Consider the following 14,281-nt stretch of genomic DNA (forward strand, 5'->3'; position numbering starts at 1 on the left):
TACAAGTCGTATTTTGCTCCCCTCGCGACGGTGCCAATTCGTTTGTAGCAATCAACACTTCGATCAAAGCGGGGGGGAGCGCCGGCAAAACCTTATGCCGAGCAGTCAAAGTTGGTATTTTTAAAAATACTTGAAGGTTCTGGTTACACTGCAGCCGCTCTTGATGAGTTGCCTTTCGCTCTTGCAAAAAGGTACGAGGTCAAATCAACCATGTTTGCGCAAAACGTTACCAAATCTGCGTTGGGAAATGCTTATCGTGCAGGCCAACTCCATGCAGGTGAATCGATCCCTTCAACCACCGTTTCGCCAAAGACCTTGGAGAGCCGCACCATCAAAGCCTTTCCCTCAGCGTCAAGTTGCGAAACCAACTCCTCCGCATGGGACACGACGAGCAGTTGAGACCGGTCACACGCCCGGATGATCAAACGAGAGAGGGGCGCAAGGAGGCTGGGATGCAGACTGGTTTCAGGCTCGTTGAGCACCATCAGGGATGGAGGCCGCGGCGTGGATAGAGCTGCCACCAACAGCAGATAACGCAAAGTGCCATCGGAGAGTTCTGGCGTCGAAAGCGGCCGCAGCAAACCCTTCTGGCGCATCAGCAGTTCGAAGCGCCCTCGCTCCGTCTTGATCTCGATTGTGCTGCCGGGAAAAGCATCTTCGATAGCGGCATCAAAGCCCGCCGCATCGCCAATTTCCCGGATCGTCGCGATAGCTGCAGCCAGATCGGCGCCGTCGGATGACAGGGCCAATGTTCGGGTACCAATCTGCATCTGTCTCACAGGCGAAGAGGGATCAGTTCGAAAGTGATCGTAAAAACGCCACCCACTCATTTGGGCACGCAAATACCGAAGTTCAGGTAAATTCTTGGGGTCAGCGGACTGCGTCATCATGCTTTCGAATGATGCGAGATCGTGCTGCAACACCTGACGTTGACCGCTTTCGGAAAGAGCGGTCACGGCTGGCCCTGCACGTTCTGCGAACACATTTCGGCGGCTCAACGCTTCACCTGCCCACACCGCTTCTGCCTTGATGACGGGATCAAGCGCAAAATAGCTTGGCTGGGGTGGAGCCACAGGCAATCCCAGATCGATCGCGTAACCGTAGTCATCCGATGCGAACCCAAGCTTGAGTGCGACCGGATGTTTACGCACCGTCCCCTGCACCGGCACTGTGCCGTCTTTCATGCTGCGCGAAAAAGCCTCCGGCCCAGCCCATATCGTTGATTGCAGGCCACCCTCTGCCGCCAATGATGCGATAGCCCGTCCCTGCGCGACATCTGCCAGAAGGCGTAGCGCGCGAAACTCGATTTTCCTGCCCCGTTCCCACCGGTGACGACGGTAAGGTTTTCAAGCGGCAGGACGAGGTTACGAAGGGACCGATAACCCGAAATGGCGATCGTCAGGATCATGCGCTATCCTTGTTTCTCTCTTCTCTCACCAGATCAACGAACGCTCTGAGGGATGCCGACATGAGCCTGCTCGAGAAGTATAGCCGGGGGCCATCGAACGTGCTCCACCATTGTGGCAAGACTGGCTTGAGGTCGCCGGTCTTCAAGGCTGGATCAAGCCAATTCTCAAAAGTACAGATGATGCCATGTCCACCGCGCGCCAGCTCAATTGCAGCAGGTGCCGCATCGACACCGATGATGACACGACTTGGAGGATCGACTATCAAGGACTTATCCCCGCACTCCAACTCCCAGGCCGTGAGCGCGCCGCTCGAGAACCGAAGCCGGATGCAGTCGTGGGCGAGAAGATCGCTTGGATGCGAAGGCGCGCCCCGCGCATCAAGGTAACCAGGTGATGCTGCGAGAGCCAGACGCTGAAACTTGGGGCCGATGGGAACAGCGATCATATCCTGCGCCAGATGCTCACCGTAGCGGATACCAGCGTCACATCCAGCAGCCGTGATGTCGACAAGTCTGTCTTCAACGACGATCTCAATTCGTACATCTGGAAAACGGATCAGGAAACGATCAATGAGCGGAGGCAGTATATCGACCATGACGGCCCCGGTGACATTCAGCTTGAGTTGACCCCTCACCTCGTCCTGAGAGCTCATGGCATCCTGCAGTGCCGCTCGCGTTTCGCGCATAAGCGGCGACAGACGTTCCGCAAGCGTCCGCCCTACCTCCGTCAGGCTTACACTCCGCGTGGTTCTTATGAGGAGAGGAGCCCCCAAACGGGTCTCCAGCAAAGCAACCTTCTCGCTGACCGTTGATGGCGATAACCCAAGGCGCTTAGCGGTTTTACGAAAACCACCGGTCTCGCACACCGAAAGAAAGATGGACAGATCGTCCATAGGAAGTTGATCGCTGTTCGCCATGGCGATCAGACTAGCCGGTTTCGGGTATCTTATCAAACAATCGATCAATGCTAGATTTGACTGCATCGGCTTCGGGCCGATTGTTGAAAGTCAAAACCTTCAACCACATTCAAACCAGGAGAAATAACATGAGGGCTAAGTCTGTATTGATTACGGGCGCTAACAAGAGCATCGGCTACGAGACAGCCCGGCAGCTTGGCCGGCTCGGTTATCGCGTATGGCTAGGTAGTCGAGACGCAGCGCGGGGTGCAAGTGCGGCCCAAAAGCTTTCCTCAGAGGGTCTTAACGTGCGAGTGATTGCTATCGATGTAGCGGATGACGATAGCGTCAAGAACGCAGCGGCAACCGTGTCCGCTATCGATGGGAAGCTCGATGTGTTAATCAACAATGCTGGTATTCCAGGCAGTTATACCGCTCCGGGGGCACAGGAAATCAGTGAAATCGAAACTGTGTACCAGACCAACGTTTTCGGCCCGATCCGAACGACGCAGGCGTTTTTGCCTGTGCTTCGTGTGTCTGGCCAAGCCAATGTCATCATGGTCAGCAGTGGTCTTGGATCGCTGACATGGCTTTCTGATCCCGCACACCCCTACCACGCCGTGAACATTCTGGCGTATAACAGCTCCAAGACGGCGCTGAATGCGATCACCCTGTCTTTGGCCAAGGACCTTGCGAAGGACGGGATCAAGGTCAATGCCGCCGACCCTGGCTACACGAAGACGGATTTCAACAACCACACCGGATATCGGACAGTCGAGCAGGCTGCAGATACAATTGTCTGGCTGGCGTGCCAAGATGCCTCCGGGCCAACGGGCGGGTTCTTCTTCGAAAGAAGCCAAGCGCCATGGTAATGGCGCGGTCGCTCACTCGCACCAACTGTGCGCGGGTTAGCCCCAAACATTGAAGCAGAGAGTGGCAATTTTTGTATTGAGCCTGTGCGCCATGGTTGCGGTGACCAATTCTGAGATCGCGAGCAGACATCCATAACTAGTTGATCATTTTAAGCGCAAGATCGCCCGTAAATTCCAGCCTCAAGCTGGTCGACAAAGAAAACAAATCCACGAACCGAACAAAGTCTCAGCCCGTGGCGTCTTTTCAAAGCGGAATGGTCTGCACTACGACTGATCGCTTCCTGCCATTGTATTATGAATGTCGAAAAGCTCGTCATAGGCGGTTGGGTTGCAGGCGAGGACAGGGCTGCCGAGCGTCAGATTCTCACTGTCGCAAGGAAACGGCATGTATCTTCCACCGGCTTGTTTGACGAGGCAGAACCCCGCCATACAATCCCAGGCCCGCATGTGCGGTTCGTAATAACCGACTAGGCGCCCAGCCGCCACGTAGGCCAGCATCAGTGCGCCGGAGCCGTTTCGGATGAAGTTTCCGCCGATGGACAGCAGGGATGAGATGATGCCGCCGACCCGATCTGGTGTGACGTAATTGTTGCTGCCGATGCCCGTCAGCGCATTTTGGATCGTGCGAGCGGGTTCGAGCCGGAGCACCTTGCCGTTGAGTGTCGCGCCTAAACCCTCGGCCGATGCATAAAGTTCGTCCTCACAGGGTACTTTGATGACGCCGACAACCGGAATGCAGTTATAAACCACAGCGATGGAAACGCACCATGTCGGCATGCCGTTGACGAAGGGGGCAGTCCCGTCAATCGGATCCACGACCCAAGTGAAGCCGGATTTACCCTCGGTGTAACCGAATTCCTCACCCAGAAATCCGTCTTCCGGCAACGCTTCGGCAACGTGTTCGCGCAGAAGAGTTTCGACGTTGCGGTCTGCGATGGAAACCACATCGTGAAGATCGCGTTTGGTCTCGATCACCAGTGTTTCACGCCTGTTGAAATAATCCAGGGCCAGAGCGCCAGCTTTTTCGGCCATTGTCTTTGCGAGGGAAAAGCGCAGTTCGATAGCGCTTTCATGTGTCATCATTGTCATGTCCTTTGATTGCAGTTCCAACGTTTCAGCCGTTGATCAGCGCGATACCACGGCTTTTAAACCCGAGCGTGACATCGCTTGTAGTCGGCATGCTTGCCTCCATGGCGTGGTCTATGATGAAGAGCGTGCCGACATCCGTCTCGACTTCATATTCGATGTGGCCGCCAAGATAGGCGCTATGGAGCACGCGCCCTGCCAGCCCATTGCCACCCCCCGCACCGATGATGATAGAGCCGGGTCTGACGGCGAGCTTAGCGGAGCCCGGCTTCGCGCCACGGCCTTTCACGGAATAATCGACACCTGCCAAGCGGATGACCGCCTGCTCGCCTTCGACGCGGATAACCTCGCAGGGAATCACATTCGCTTCGCCCATGAAGTCAGCTATGAAGGGGGATGCGGGGGCCTCGTAAAGCTCACGCGGCGCACCTGATTGGGCAATCTCGCCATCCTTCATCACGATGATGCGGTCCGAGACAGCCAAAGCTTCGTCCTGATCATGGGTTACATAGACGGCTGTAAAGCCGAGACGCTGCTGCAACTCCCTGATTTCGGTGCGCACGCGGCGCCGCAGGCGCGCATCGAGGTTGGACAGGGGTTCGTCCAGCAACAGAACCTGCGGCTCGAGAACCAGCGCGCGGGCGACCGCCACACGCTGCTGCTGCCCACCGGAAAGTTCTGCTGGAAGACGTTGGCCCATGCCTGCGAGACCTACGAGTTTCAGGCCCTCCTCCGCCTTTTCCCGCGCGTCGTTTTTGCGAAGGCCGGAGGATTGCAAACCATAGGCAACATTGTCGAGGGCGGTCATATGCGGGAAAAGTGCATAGGACTGAAATACCATCGAGACGTCACGCTCGTTTGCTGGCAGCATCGTCACATCCGTATCGCCGATCAGAATGCGGCCGGAAGTTGGATGCTCTAGCCCTGCCAGCATTCGAAGCGTCGTGGTTTTGCCGCAGCCTGAAGGCCCAAGCAATGTTACCAGTGTTCCCGGCTCGATAGTCAGGGAGAGGTCGGGGATGGCTGTGAATGCACCGAAAGTCTTGCGAACATTTTGAAAGGTGACGGAGCCGGGTTTTACCTTGATCATGCGGCTTTCTCCTGAGCGAGAGGAACGGTGGGAGCGGTCGTGACACCGGCGACGCGGTTCTCGCGTCTGAGGCGTCGTTCGCCGACAATGAGCTGGAAGCCCGTAATAACGGTGATCATCACGACGATGAGCATGGATGAGTAAGCGATCGCCACGCCATATTCTCCGTTTTCAACGAGGCCGACGATGTAGGAGGTGGCCATGTTATATTCCGCACTGACGAGAAAAATGACGGCGCTGATCGACGTGATGGCCCTAACGAATGAATAGACGAGAGCAGCGGTGATTGCTGGACGCAGAAGAGGCAGGATGACCTTGCGAATGGTACGGAAACTGTCCGCCCGCAATGTTAGCGATGCCTCGTCGAGACTTTTGTCCAACTGGCTCATGGCCGCGATACCACCGCGCACGCCGACGGGCATGTTGCGGAAAACGAAACAGGCGATCAGGATGAGAGCAGACCCCGTCATTTCGATGGGCGGAAGATTGAACGCCATGATATAGCTGACACCAATGACCGTTCCGGGAATGGCAAAACTCATCATCAGCGCAAATTCGAAAACATTCTTCCCGGTAAACTTCTGGCGGACGATGATATAGGCCGTCAAAAGCCCGACAGCAGCCGTCAGAGGAGCAGAAATCAGAGCGATTTTCATGGTCGTCCAGAACGAATTCCAGGCAACGCCGGTCCAGGCAATGCTGCCATTGTTGAAGCCGACGGAGAAGGCTCTGATATAATGGTCTAGTGTCAGCGAATTATCGAGACCCCAGGTTTTGACGAAGCCGCCGATCAGGATCATGCCGTAGACGACTATCGTGAACAGCATCCACGGCACGACGACGGCATGCACACCGATGGACAGTCCGCGAGGAAGAGCAATATGTGCTCCGCTATCGCCCTTGCCGGTTACCGTCGCAAAATTCTTGCCTGACAGCCAAAAACGTTGCGCCAAAAAGGCGGAAAGCGTGAAGCAGAGCAAAACCATGGCAAGCACCGCCGCACGGGATGGATCGTTCTGCGAGCCGACGACGGCAAAGAAGATTTCAGTCGAGAGCACACCGTGACTCCCACCCAGCACAAGCGGGTTGCCGAAATCAGCCATGCTTTCGATGAACCCGATCAGGAACGCGTTGGCGAGACCGGGTTTCATCAGGGGCAGCGAGACGCGCCAGAAGGTGCGCCAGCGGTCTGCGCGCAAGGTTTGCGATGCCTCTTCCATCGAGGGGCTCACACCTTCCACGACGCCGATGAGAACGAGGAAGGAAATGGGCGTGAACGACAGGACTTGCGCAATCCAGATGCCGGTCAGGCCATAAAGCCAGCGTCCCGGCTCAATGCCAAACAGGTTCGAAAGGCCTTCGGTAACGACGCCCGCTCTGCCGAATAGCAGAGTAAGTGAAAGGCCGATGACGAAAGGCGGCGTGATGATCGGCAGAACGGTCAGCAGGCGCAGGCCTTTTTTGAAGGGAAAGCGTGTACGTGTCGCGACCAGCGCGAAACCGAGGCCGAGCAGGGTGGATGCAGAGGCCGTCATCAGCGCAAGTGCAAGGGTGCGCCACGCCACGCCGCAACGCTCTTCGCCGAAAACACAGCCGAGGCTCCAGATGCCCGGGTCCTGCAGGTTGCGAATGAAGCCATCAGGATTGAAGGAGCCGTCGAAGTCCTGCACCGACGCCGTAAACATGCTGCCAATGGGGTAAAAGACGAAGATCGCGACCAGAAATATCAGGAGTGATATCGAGGCGACGATGAATGCATCGCCCTTCATGACGCCCCGTTCTGCAAGGCCGAATGAAAAGAGCAGGACGCAAACCACGGCCATTACCACCGCACCCGCGCCCATGGCGGGTTGACCGTTTGCGAGCTGCCCGAACAGCGTTTCACTGATGGTCCAAGTCCAGCCCGTAAAGCCGATGGCAAATCCTTGAAGCGAGAGAAACAGCAGGCCCAGGATGCCTGTGAGGGACAAGAGCCACCCGCGCTTCATCGGGTCGTTGATCGGTCTGACCAGACACGCCGTCAGAAACATCACGAGGACGCCGATCAGCCAGAGCTTGCCATGGGAGGCGATCTGTAAAAGTGCCGGTGCAGAGGTGTCGGACGACAAGAAGTCCGAGATCCAGCCGAAGCCGAAAAAGCCCCGTTCAATTCTGTACCAGGGAAGAAGAAGGAGGGCCGCTGCCCCAAGTGCCAGAACGATGTCCAGCCTGCGATTGCCACGTTTCATGGCCTACCTCGCTCGTTTTACGAAAGGAAATGGGAGTGCATCAGCGGCACCGGAGAAGTTGGCCGGGTGTTGTCTACCCGGCCCAGACGCGTTGGATCAGTTGGCGACAGCGCCAACCTCACGGTCCCAGCGCTCTAGCAGAGCCTTGCGCTTGACCGGATCGCCATATGTCTTGAAGTCGTAGTCGATCAGCTTGATGTCTTCAAACTTTGGTGCTTCCTTCGGCACTTCAGCCTTTTTGTTGGATGGCAGTTGGAAGGACTTAGCATCCTTCATTCGCGACTGCACTTCCGGCGTCAACGCCCAGTCATACCAGACTTTGGCATCGTCCAGATTGCGCGCGCCCTTGATGATCGACATGGAGCCGATTTCGTAGCCAGTGCCTTCGCAGGGGGCGATAGATTTTATTGGGAAGCCTTCGGCAGTCTGGGCAACGGCGTCATGCATGAAGACAATGCCCAGCGCCGTCTCACCGCGTGCGGTAGCCTTCACCGGTGCCGAGCCCGATTTGGTGTATTGAGAAATATTGGCGTTCAGTTTCTTGAGATAGTCGATCGCTTGATCTTCACCCATGATCTGCGCGAGGGAGGCCAGTGCGGTATATGCCGTACCGGAGGAGTTGGGGTTGGCAATCTGAATTTCACCCTTTAATTCCGGGGCAAGCAGATCGGCCCAGCACAATGGCTCCTTGTAACCCTTGTCCTTGAAGATCGTCGTGTTGTAGCCCCAGCCGAGTGCGCCCGCGTAGACACCAACCGTGCGGTAGCCTGTGCTTTCGGCCTGCTTCTGGGCCCAGTCCTGTAACTGGTCCAGCATGGGTGATTTGTATTCCATCGTCAGGTTTTCGGATGCCGCTTGCACATGTGGGTCACCGGTGCCTGCCCACCATAGATCGGTTTTTGGATTTCGGGCTTCGGCCCGAATTTTCGCGTAGGTTTCGCCGGATGACAGGCGCACCATATTGACCTTGATGTCGTGGGACTTTTCGAAGTCGCCCTTCATCTGTTCGCAAATCACCACATCTGCAGAACAAATGACGTTGAGTTCACCGGCGGCCTGTGCCGAAACCGCCCCGAGGGATACCCCGGAAAAAAATAGAATGGAAAGTGCTGAAAGTCGCATGCGATATCCTCCTGTTGCTTGCGATAAAGTATGTCCAAAAGGCGCAGTTTCGCCTTCACGGCATGGACGTCCATGCCGCTTGATCTTGGGTAAGTGTCTGAAAAATCGGGGTGCGGTTACTGCGTCGCTGTTATTTCCGCATCGAACCGCCTGAGAAGCCGACTTCGTTCGCCGGGTTGGCCGAAGGTCGCGAAGTCGTAGTCCACCATCTTGATCAGCGAGATATCCGGGGCTGCCGGGGGGAGCGCAGCTCTGGCATTCGAAGGCACCTGATTCTGACCTGCTGCTGCGCCTGTCGCTTGTCCCTCCGGGCTCAGGGCAAATTCGACAAAGCGTTGCGCGGCCTCGATGTGCGTGGTGCCTTTGACGATGCTGACCGCGCCGATTTCGTAGCCCGTGCCCTCGCAAGGTGCGACGATCACAAGCGGAAAGCCCTCTTCCTTCTGGGTCACAGCATCATGCATGAACGATATGCCGATCAAGGTCTCCCCTCTTGCCGCAGCCTTGACCGGTGCCGAGCCGGATTTTGTATATTCAACAACGTTGCGGTTCAGCGCGCCGATATCCCGAAAGGCCTCGTCTTCCCCAAAAAGCTGAATCAGTGTCGCGAGCATGGTAAAAGCGGTGCCAGATGAATTCGGGTTGCCAGCCTGTATGAGGCCCCTGTAGGCGTCGTTCGCGAGATCTTTCCAGCAGGTCGGTGCCGGGAGACCCTTTTGTGCAAGAACTTGCACGTTATAAGCAAAACCAAGGGCGCCTGCATAAATGCCAGAGGAGTGCTGCCCGGACATTTTGAAGAAATTTTGCGCCCACGGCAAAATGTCGACCTGATGTTTCGGCACGTAGATCTCAAGCAGGTCTTCGGATGCCGCCTGAAGATGGGTGTCGCCGGTGCCGCCCCACCAGACATCGGCTGTCGGTGCGGATTTTTCCGACCTGATCTGGTCGAGTATTTCGCCGGTACTCTTCCGGGTTATGGAAATGGATATGCCCGACTGGGCCTCGAAGGATTGCTTCATTTGAGCACACCACGCCTCGTCGGTGCCACACAGCACGTTGAGACTGGTGTCGGCCAAGCCGGGGGCCACAGCGCAAAGCCATGCCGTCAATCCCGTTACTGTAGCCAGTCGTGCTTTCAACAGAGCCTCCCTCTTGGAACCTCCCCGTTCCAATCTCCGCAGTGAGCATGTCAGATTTGCGGGTCGGTGCAATCGAAGAATGATTACCAATTTTGCACCGCAGTGCCGAAGAATATTACATTCATTACATTTATGTCGAAGTGCATCATCAGCTAGTCTTTGAACATCGATGGCCAAACTCGTATGGTGTAATCGGGAGGACTACACATTGCTGAACCAGAAGGTGCGAATTCTGATCGTCGAGGACGATCCTGATATGGCGGAGCTGATATCCGATCTCGTGGAGGCAGAGGATTGGATACCGATTTGTGCGGGGTCGGCGGAAGAAGCGACGGCGATATTGGCGCGGGAACAGGTTCATCTGGTTCTGGTCGATCATAATCTGCCCGGCACTTCAGGGCGAACATTCGCCCAGCGACTGCGGCTTCAATCCGATATCGGTATCGTCATGGTCACCGCCGCCGGTAGTGCTGCAGATCGTGTGCTGGGGCTGGAAACCGCAGCCGATGACTATGTCGTAAAACCTTTCGAGCCGATTGAGCTGACGGCGCGCATGAAGGCCGTACTGCGCCGGACGATCCCCGCATTGAAGCACGACAAGGAGATCGAAAAGGATCACACGCGGTCGTCACTGCGGCTTGGAGATTGGGCTATCGATTTGGATGGGCGGCAGGCGACATGCCTGACGGACCGCAGCCGCACGCTGACAACGGCGGAGTTTGCGCTGCTCGAGATACTCGCGGGCACCCCCAACCAGCCAGTCAGTAGGGCCCAGATTCTAGATTGCCTTGGCACTGAGAGCGAGCGCTACATCGATCGCAATGTCGATGTGCTGGTGCTGCGCCTGCGCAGAAAGATAGAGCTCAATCCAGACTTACCCCGCCACATCAAGACACGGCGCGGCAAAGGTTATGTGCTACACACAGATGAGGCAGAGCTTTTACCGTGATCAGCCGTTCGTTTCTCTCATCGATTGCTTTCCGCCTGCCATTCGCAATCGTATTTATCTGCTGTCTGGTGTTCAGCCTGTCTGCAACGGCAATCTTCGGCTTGCAACGCGCGCGCAACGAGATGGCGGCCTATGGGCTGCAAGCCTTTTCCAGCCTGGCAAAAGCGTCTCTCATTTCGAGACAGGTTTCAGATTTGGTATCAAGCGCACCGTTTCTCATGAACGCCGCATCACCCTACCGGGTATCCAGCGAAAGCCGCGCTGTCGTTGCGCAGGTCGATGGTTTGCTGAGCATGATCGATCGTGACGGTGAAGACTCCGTTATCCGAGGTTTTGCCAGTGGCCAGATCGTGGAACTGCTTAACCTCATTCACACCCAGACCAGAGAGTTGGCAAGGAATGCTGATGCCGCGCAGGATCATAAAGCGAAGGCCGCAGCGGCGCTGAGTGAGATCGCCACGGGTGACGGTGTCGAAGACGCCGCACTCAGACGCCAGTTGAACGGCATCGTGCAGGCGGCCGCAACGTCCGATAGCCTTTTTCAACTGGGTGAACTTCGCCGCCGCTATATTGCCGAGACAGAGGCACGTCAGAACAGATCAGCGCCGGATGTCAGAGTTTCAGCCGAACGGCTTCTACCCTATGACCGTGTCTTCGAGGCGCAAACCAAATACCTCCTCGGCATGCTAACCATCCGCGCGTCCGTATCGAAGCTACACGATGTGTCCCGCGATCTGTCGCATGCCACCGAAACCCAGAGCGATGCCGTGGCGCAGGGGCTGAACGACGACCTGCTTTCGACATCCAACGCGCTTTACCGGCTGTTGATCACCGTTGCGCTGGCTTCTTTGCTGGTGCTCGTCGTTGCTATTTTCTCGATCCACTCTGTCATGCGCGTGTCGCGCGGCATCGTTTCCCTGTCGAAGGGAATGAATGCGCTTGCAAAGGGTGACAAGAACGTCGGTCCTCCATCCTATAGCGGTAACGAGACGGAGCTCATTCGGCTTCTCGATGCTTTCAAGGCTTTCAACGACAGCGTAGAGCGCGTTACGCGCCTACGCCGCACCGCCGAGGCCGCCGCGCGCACGATCCGGTCCACATTTCGCAACATGAACGAAGGCATTGCCCTGTTCGACGCGGCAGGTGAACCGATCACGATGAACCGCCGCGTGATCGATCTTATCGGAAAGTCAGCAGCATCGCGCAAATCGCCGCTGCGAAAATTCGCGCAGGCCATTCCAGAAATTGATCCTGATCTTTTGCCTTGCCACGCGCATTCCGGGACATTGCAAGAGCGCGCCGTTGTTCGACACCGTGCAGACGATCAGCAGGTCATCGAAATCTCGCTCTCACGCCAGCCTGATAGAGGAATCGTGCTTCTGGCGCGTGATGTGACGGCAATGGACCGGCAGGAAGCAGAAGCGTCCAAGGCCCAGCGTCTCGATGGCATCATGCGCATGACGCATCAGGTCAGTCATGAGGTCGGCAACATGATTGGCATCATCACCGGCAGCCTAGGCCTGCTGGATCGAGAAGCTGGCTTCAATGACCGTCAGAAGCGACACTTGGCACGCATTCGCAAGGCCGCAGACCGTGGGCGTGCGCTTGCCAGCAGCATGCTTTCAGTCGGTAGCCAGCATCCCATTCATCCCAGTGCGATGGATATTGCAATCCTGTTGCGCGCAATGGCGGATATTCTGGAAATTGCTGTCGGGGCGAAATGCCAGGTCAGGCTCGATCTTGAGGAGGGCTTCCCTAAAATTCCTCTCGACCCAGCGCTGTTTGAACAATCGATCCTCAACCTGTGCCTCAACTCGGCAGCCGCGATGCCCGACGGTGGATTGATCGTTATCCGCGCTAGACGAACGGAAAATCTGTTGCTGGTGCAAGTGGATGACAACGGAACGGGCATGAGGCCGGATGCGGTGGACAAGGCTTTCGAACCCTACTTCACCACGCGAAGCGATCAGGGCGGAGCGGGCCTAGGTCTGGCGATGGTCTATGGTTTTGTCCGACAAAGCGGCGGCGAGGCGCAGATATTTTCGCGACAAGGCGAAGGAACGACTGTGCAATTGTCTTTCCCGCTGAAAACCGATGCCAAGTGATGTCATCTCTTACAGTTACAGTGCCAAGCAAAGAGAAACCCGCGCGGATGGCAGGCTTCAGCGACCGACCGACTGGCGAAGAACGCTTTGTATGCCGTCGCGGTTGATGCCAAGGTCCTGCAGTTCCCGAGAGCTCATCCAGCCAAGTCCGGAAACGGTCTGACGGTACTTGCGCCTCGAGACACTCTTGTCCGTCAACATTCTCTGGAATCCTGAACAATGTTCTTTACGTCGGCAAGATGATCTGGAACAAGCAGAACTACCGCAAGAAACTGACAACTAAATGGCGCACCTCACGCGCAAATGATCAGGAACAGTGGATGTTTCATGAACGCCCTGATCTGCGGATCATTTCGGACGAGCAGTGGGACAGGGTCAAGAAGCTCCGGGCCGAGGCGCGTGAAGACTACGATACGTCTTCGTCCAGCCGGCTGAACGCGACGCATCGTCCAGAATATCTCCTGAGCCGTATGCTGGAATGTGCGGAATGCGGCGGACATTATGCGATTAGCGGAAAGGACGCTATAGCTGTACCAACCGCAAGAAGCGTTTACCGATCGACGAGCTTGGCGGCGAATGCTGTAGCAACAGCAAAACCATCACACACCAAGAACTCGAAGAGCGCGTCCTCAATTGCATTCCGGTAGCATTCTACTCAATCGATATCTTCGACCGGATTGCGCACAAGATTATCGGCCATGAGGTGACCAAACTGAAGAGCGTCCCCTCCCGCAAAGATCAGATTGCTACAGAGCTTGCAAAAATCAAATCGACACAGGCAGGTCTGATTCAACAGATCCAGGACCGGCATGCCGAAAGCCGACCGCGCCTTGCGATCCTCGACGACCAACTGGATGGACTGGAAGTCACGCGTGAGCAGCTCGCCTTGGAGCTTGCCGCTACCGAGCGCCGAAATTGCGACGGTGAAGCATCAGTTCAATCCTGATAATGTCGAGGTTGCCATCCGCAAGCTGCTATTCCTTGCCCGTAACAATGCCGACGAAGACGCCAAGCAGCGACTGATGCCAATCGTGCGTGATCTCATGCAGACCGTGGTGATCGGCAAGACACCGGGCCATCAGCCGGCGAGGCTGCAGGTGCATGGCGACATCGCCACCATCATGGCATCCATGGAGGTTCTGGATCTCATGGAGCAGCAGTTCCTTGCCGCAGCAGGCAACGATTTGATGGCGCGAATTGCGTCTGGCGAGATCGACACGGAGGCCAAACGCAAAAAGCTCCTCGACCAGTATGGTGAGGAGCTTGAACGCAAATATTCTGAATGGTCGAATTTACAATTTTGATTGGTTGCGGGGGCAGGATTTGAACCTGCGGCCTTCAGGTTATGAGCCTGACGAGCTACCGGGCTGCTCCACCCCGCGTTAC

General features: G+C 56.4%; 14 protein-coding genes, 1 tRNA gene and 1 pseudogene. 5 read left to right on the forward strand and 11 right to left on the reverse strand.

Going from position 1 to position 14,281, the window contains the following annotated elements; translation table 11 throughout:
- Positions 1–251: 251 nt before the first annotated feature.
- From IFT53_RS12460 to IFT53_RS24055, 4 genes and pseudogenes are all read right to left on the reverse strand, one after another.
- Positions 252–1,184 (reverse strand): AAA family ATPase, encoded by a 933-nt coding sequence (locus IFT53_RS12460; protein WP_342365807.1) that lies wholly within the window; start codon positions 1,182–1,184, stop codon positions 252–254.
- Positions 1,181–1,408 carry a hypothetical protein gene (locus tag IFT53_RS24050; protein WP_342365808.1) on the reverse strand — a complete coding sequence of 76 codons (228 nt, stop codon included), beginning with the start codon at positions 1,406–1,408 and terminating at the stop codon, positions 1,181–1,183. The genes IFT53_RS12460 and IFT53_RS24050 overlap by 4 nt, the downstream gene beginning before the upstream one ends.
- The gene (locus tag IFT53_RS12465) at positions 1,405–2,061 is read right to left on the reverse strand and encodes a LysR substrate-binding domain-containing protein (protein WP_342365810.1); all 657 of its coding nucleotides are present in this window, start codon (positions 2,059–2,061) and stop codon (positions 1,405–1,407) included. Before IFT53_RS12465 ends, IFT53_RS24050 begins: the two co-directional genes overlap by 4 nt.
- Positions 2,062–2,133: 72 nt before the next feature.
- Positions 2,134–2,391 (reverse strand): annotated as a pseudogene (locus tag IFT53_RS24055) (helix-turn-helix domain-containing protein); the annotation flags it as partial.
- A gap of 62 nt (positions 2,392–2,453) precedes the next feature.
- Here IFT53_RS24055 and IFT53_RS12470 point away from each other — a divergent pair.
- On the forward strand, positions 2,454–3,176 hold the full coding sequence (locus tag IFT53_RS12470) for an SDR family oxidoreductase (protein WP_192064964.1): 723 nt from the start codon (positions 2,454–2,456) through the stop codon (positions 3,174–3,176).
- A gap of 264 nt (positions 3,177–3,440) precedes the next feature.
- Here the strand turns inward: IFT53_RS12470 and IFT53_RS12475 are convergent, their stop codons facing one another.
- From IFT53_RS12475 to IFT53_RS12495, 5 genes are all read right to left on the reverse strand, one after another.
- Entirely contained in the window at positions 3,441–4,259 is an 819-nt protein-coding gene (locus IFT53_RS12475) for an inositol monophosphatase family protein (protein WP_192064965.1), read from the reverse strand.
- A gap of 31 nt (positions 4,260–4,290) precedes the next feature.
- Positions 4,291–5,352 (reverse strand): ABC transporter ATP-binding protein, encoded by a 1,062-nt coding sequence (locus tag IFT53_RS12480; protein ID WP_042615715.1) that lies wholly within the window; start codon positions 5,350–5,352, stop codon positions 4,291–4,293.
- Positions 5,349–7,580, reverse strand: coding sequence for an ABC transporter permease (locus IFT53_RS12485; RefSeq protein ID WP_192064966.1), 2,232 nt, complete (start codon positions 7,578–7,580; stop codon positions 5,349–5,351). Before IFT53_RS12485 ends, IFT53_RS12480 begins: the two co-directional genes overlap by 4 nt.
- A 96-nt stretch (positions 7,581–7,676) precedes the next feature.
- Positions 7,677–8,702: an ABC transporter substrate-binding protein gene (locus tag IFT53_RS12490; RefSeq protein WP_192064967.1), complete on the reverse strand. Its 1,026-nt coding sequence runs from the start codon at positions 8,700–8,702 to the stop codon at positions 7,677–7,679.
- Between the two features lie 116 nt (positions 8,703–8,818).
- Positions 8,819–9,811, reverse strand: coding sequence for an ABC transporter substrate-binding protein (locus IFT53_RS12495; protein WP_192065036.1), 993 nt, complete (start codon positions 9,809–9,811; stop codon positions 8,819–8,821).
- A gap of 238 nt (positions 9,812–10,049) precedes the next feature.
- Here IFT53_RS12495 and IFT53_RS12500 point away from each other — a divergent pair, with 238 nt between their 5' ends.
- Together IFT53_RS12500 and IFT53_RS12505 are read left to right on the forward strand one after the other, a co-directional pair.
- Positions 10,050–10,790 (forward strand): response regulator transcription factor, encoded by a 741-nt coding sequence (locus IFT53_RS12500; protein ID WP_192065037.1) that lies wholly within the window; start codon positions 10,050–10,052, stop codon positions 10,788–10,790.
- Complete coding sequence (locus IFT53_RS12505) at positions 10,787–12,895, forward strand: ATP-binding protein (RefSeq protein ID WP_192064968.1); 2,109 nt, start codon at positions 10,787–10,789, stop codon at positions 12,893–12,895. The genes IFT53_RS12500 and IFT53_RS12505 overlap by 4 nt, the downstream gene beginning before the upstream one ends.
- Positions 12,896–12,952: 57 nt before the next feature.
- Here IFT53_RS12505 and IFT53_RS12510 read toward each other — a convergent pair whose 3' ends face one another.
- Entirely contained in the window at positions 12,953–13,096 is a 144-nt protein-coding gene (locus IFT53_RS12510) for a DUF1127 domain-containing protein (RefSeq protein WP_192064969.1), read from the reverse strand.
- A gap of 38 nt (positions 13,097–13,134) precedes the next feature.
- On the opposite strand from IFT53_RS12510, the gene IFT53_RS12515 reads away from it, so the two are divergent.
- Together IFT53_RS12515 and IFT53_RS12520 are read left to right on the forward strand one after the other, a co-directional pair.
- Positions 13,135–13,542 (forward strand): hypothetical protein, encoded by a 408-nt coding sequence (locus IFT53_RS12515; protein ID WP_244656300.1) that lies wholly within the window; start codon positions 13,135–13,137, stop codon positions 13,540–13,542.
- Positions 13,543–13,704: 162 nt separating this feature from the next.
- Complete coding sequence (locus tag IFT53_RS12520) at positions 13,705–14,199, forward strand: hypothetical protein (RefSeq protein WP_192064970.1); 495 nt, start codon at positions 13,705–13,707, stop codon at positions 14,197–14,199.
- Between the two features lies 1 nt (position 14,200).
- Here the strand turns inward: IFT53_RS12520 and IFT53_RS12525 are convergent.
- Positions 14,201–14,277: transfer RNA gene (locus IFT53_RS12525), tRNA-Met, on the reverse strand.
- Positions 14,278–14,281: the final 4 nt, after the last annotated feature.

Source organism: Rhizobium sp. CFBP 13644 (genome assembly GCF_014842165.1).
Taxonomy (GTDB): Bacteria; Pseudomonadota; Alphaproteobacteria; order Rhizobiales; family Rhizobiaceae; genus Agrobacterium; species Agrobacterium tumefaciens_C.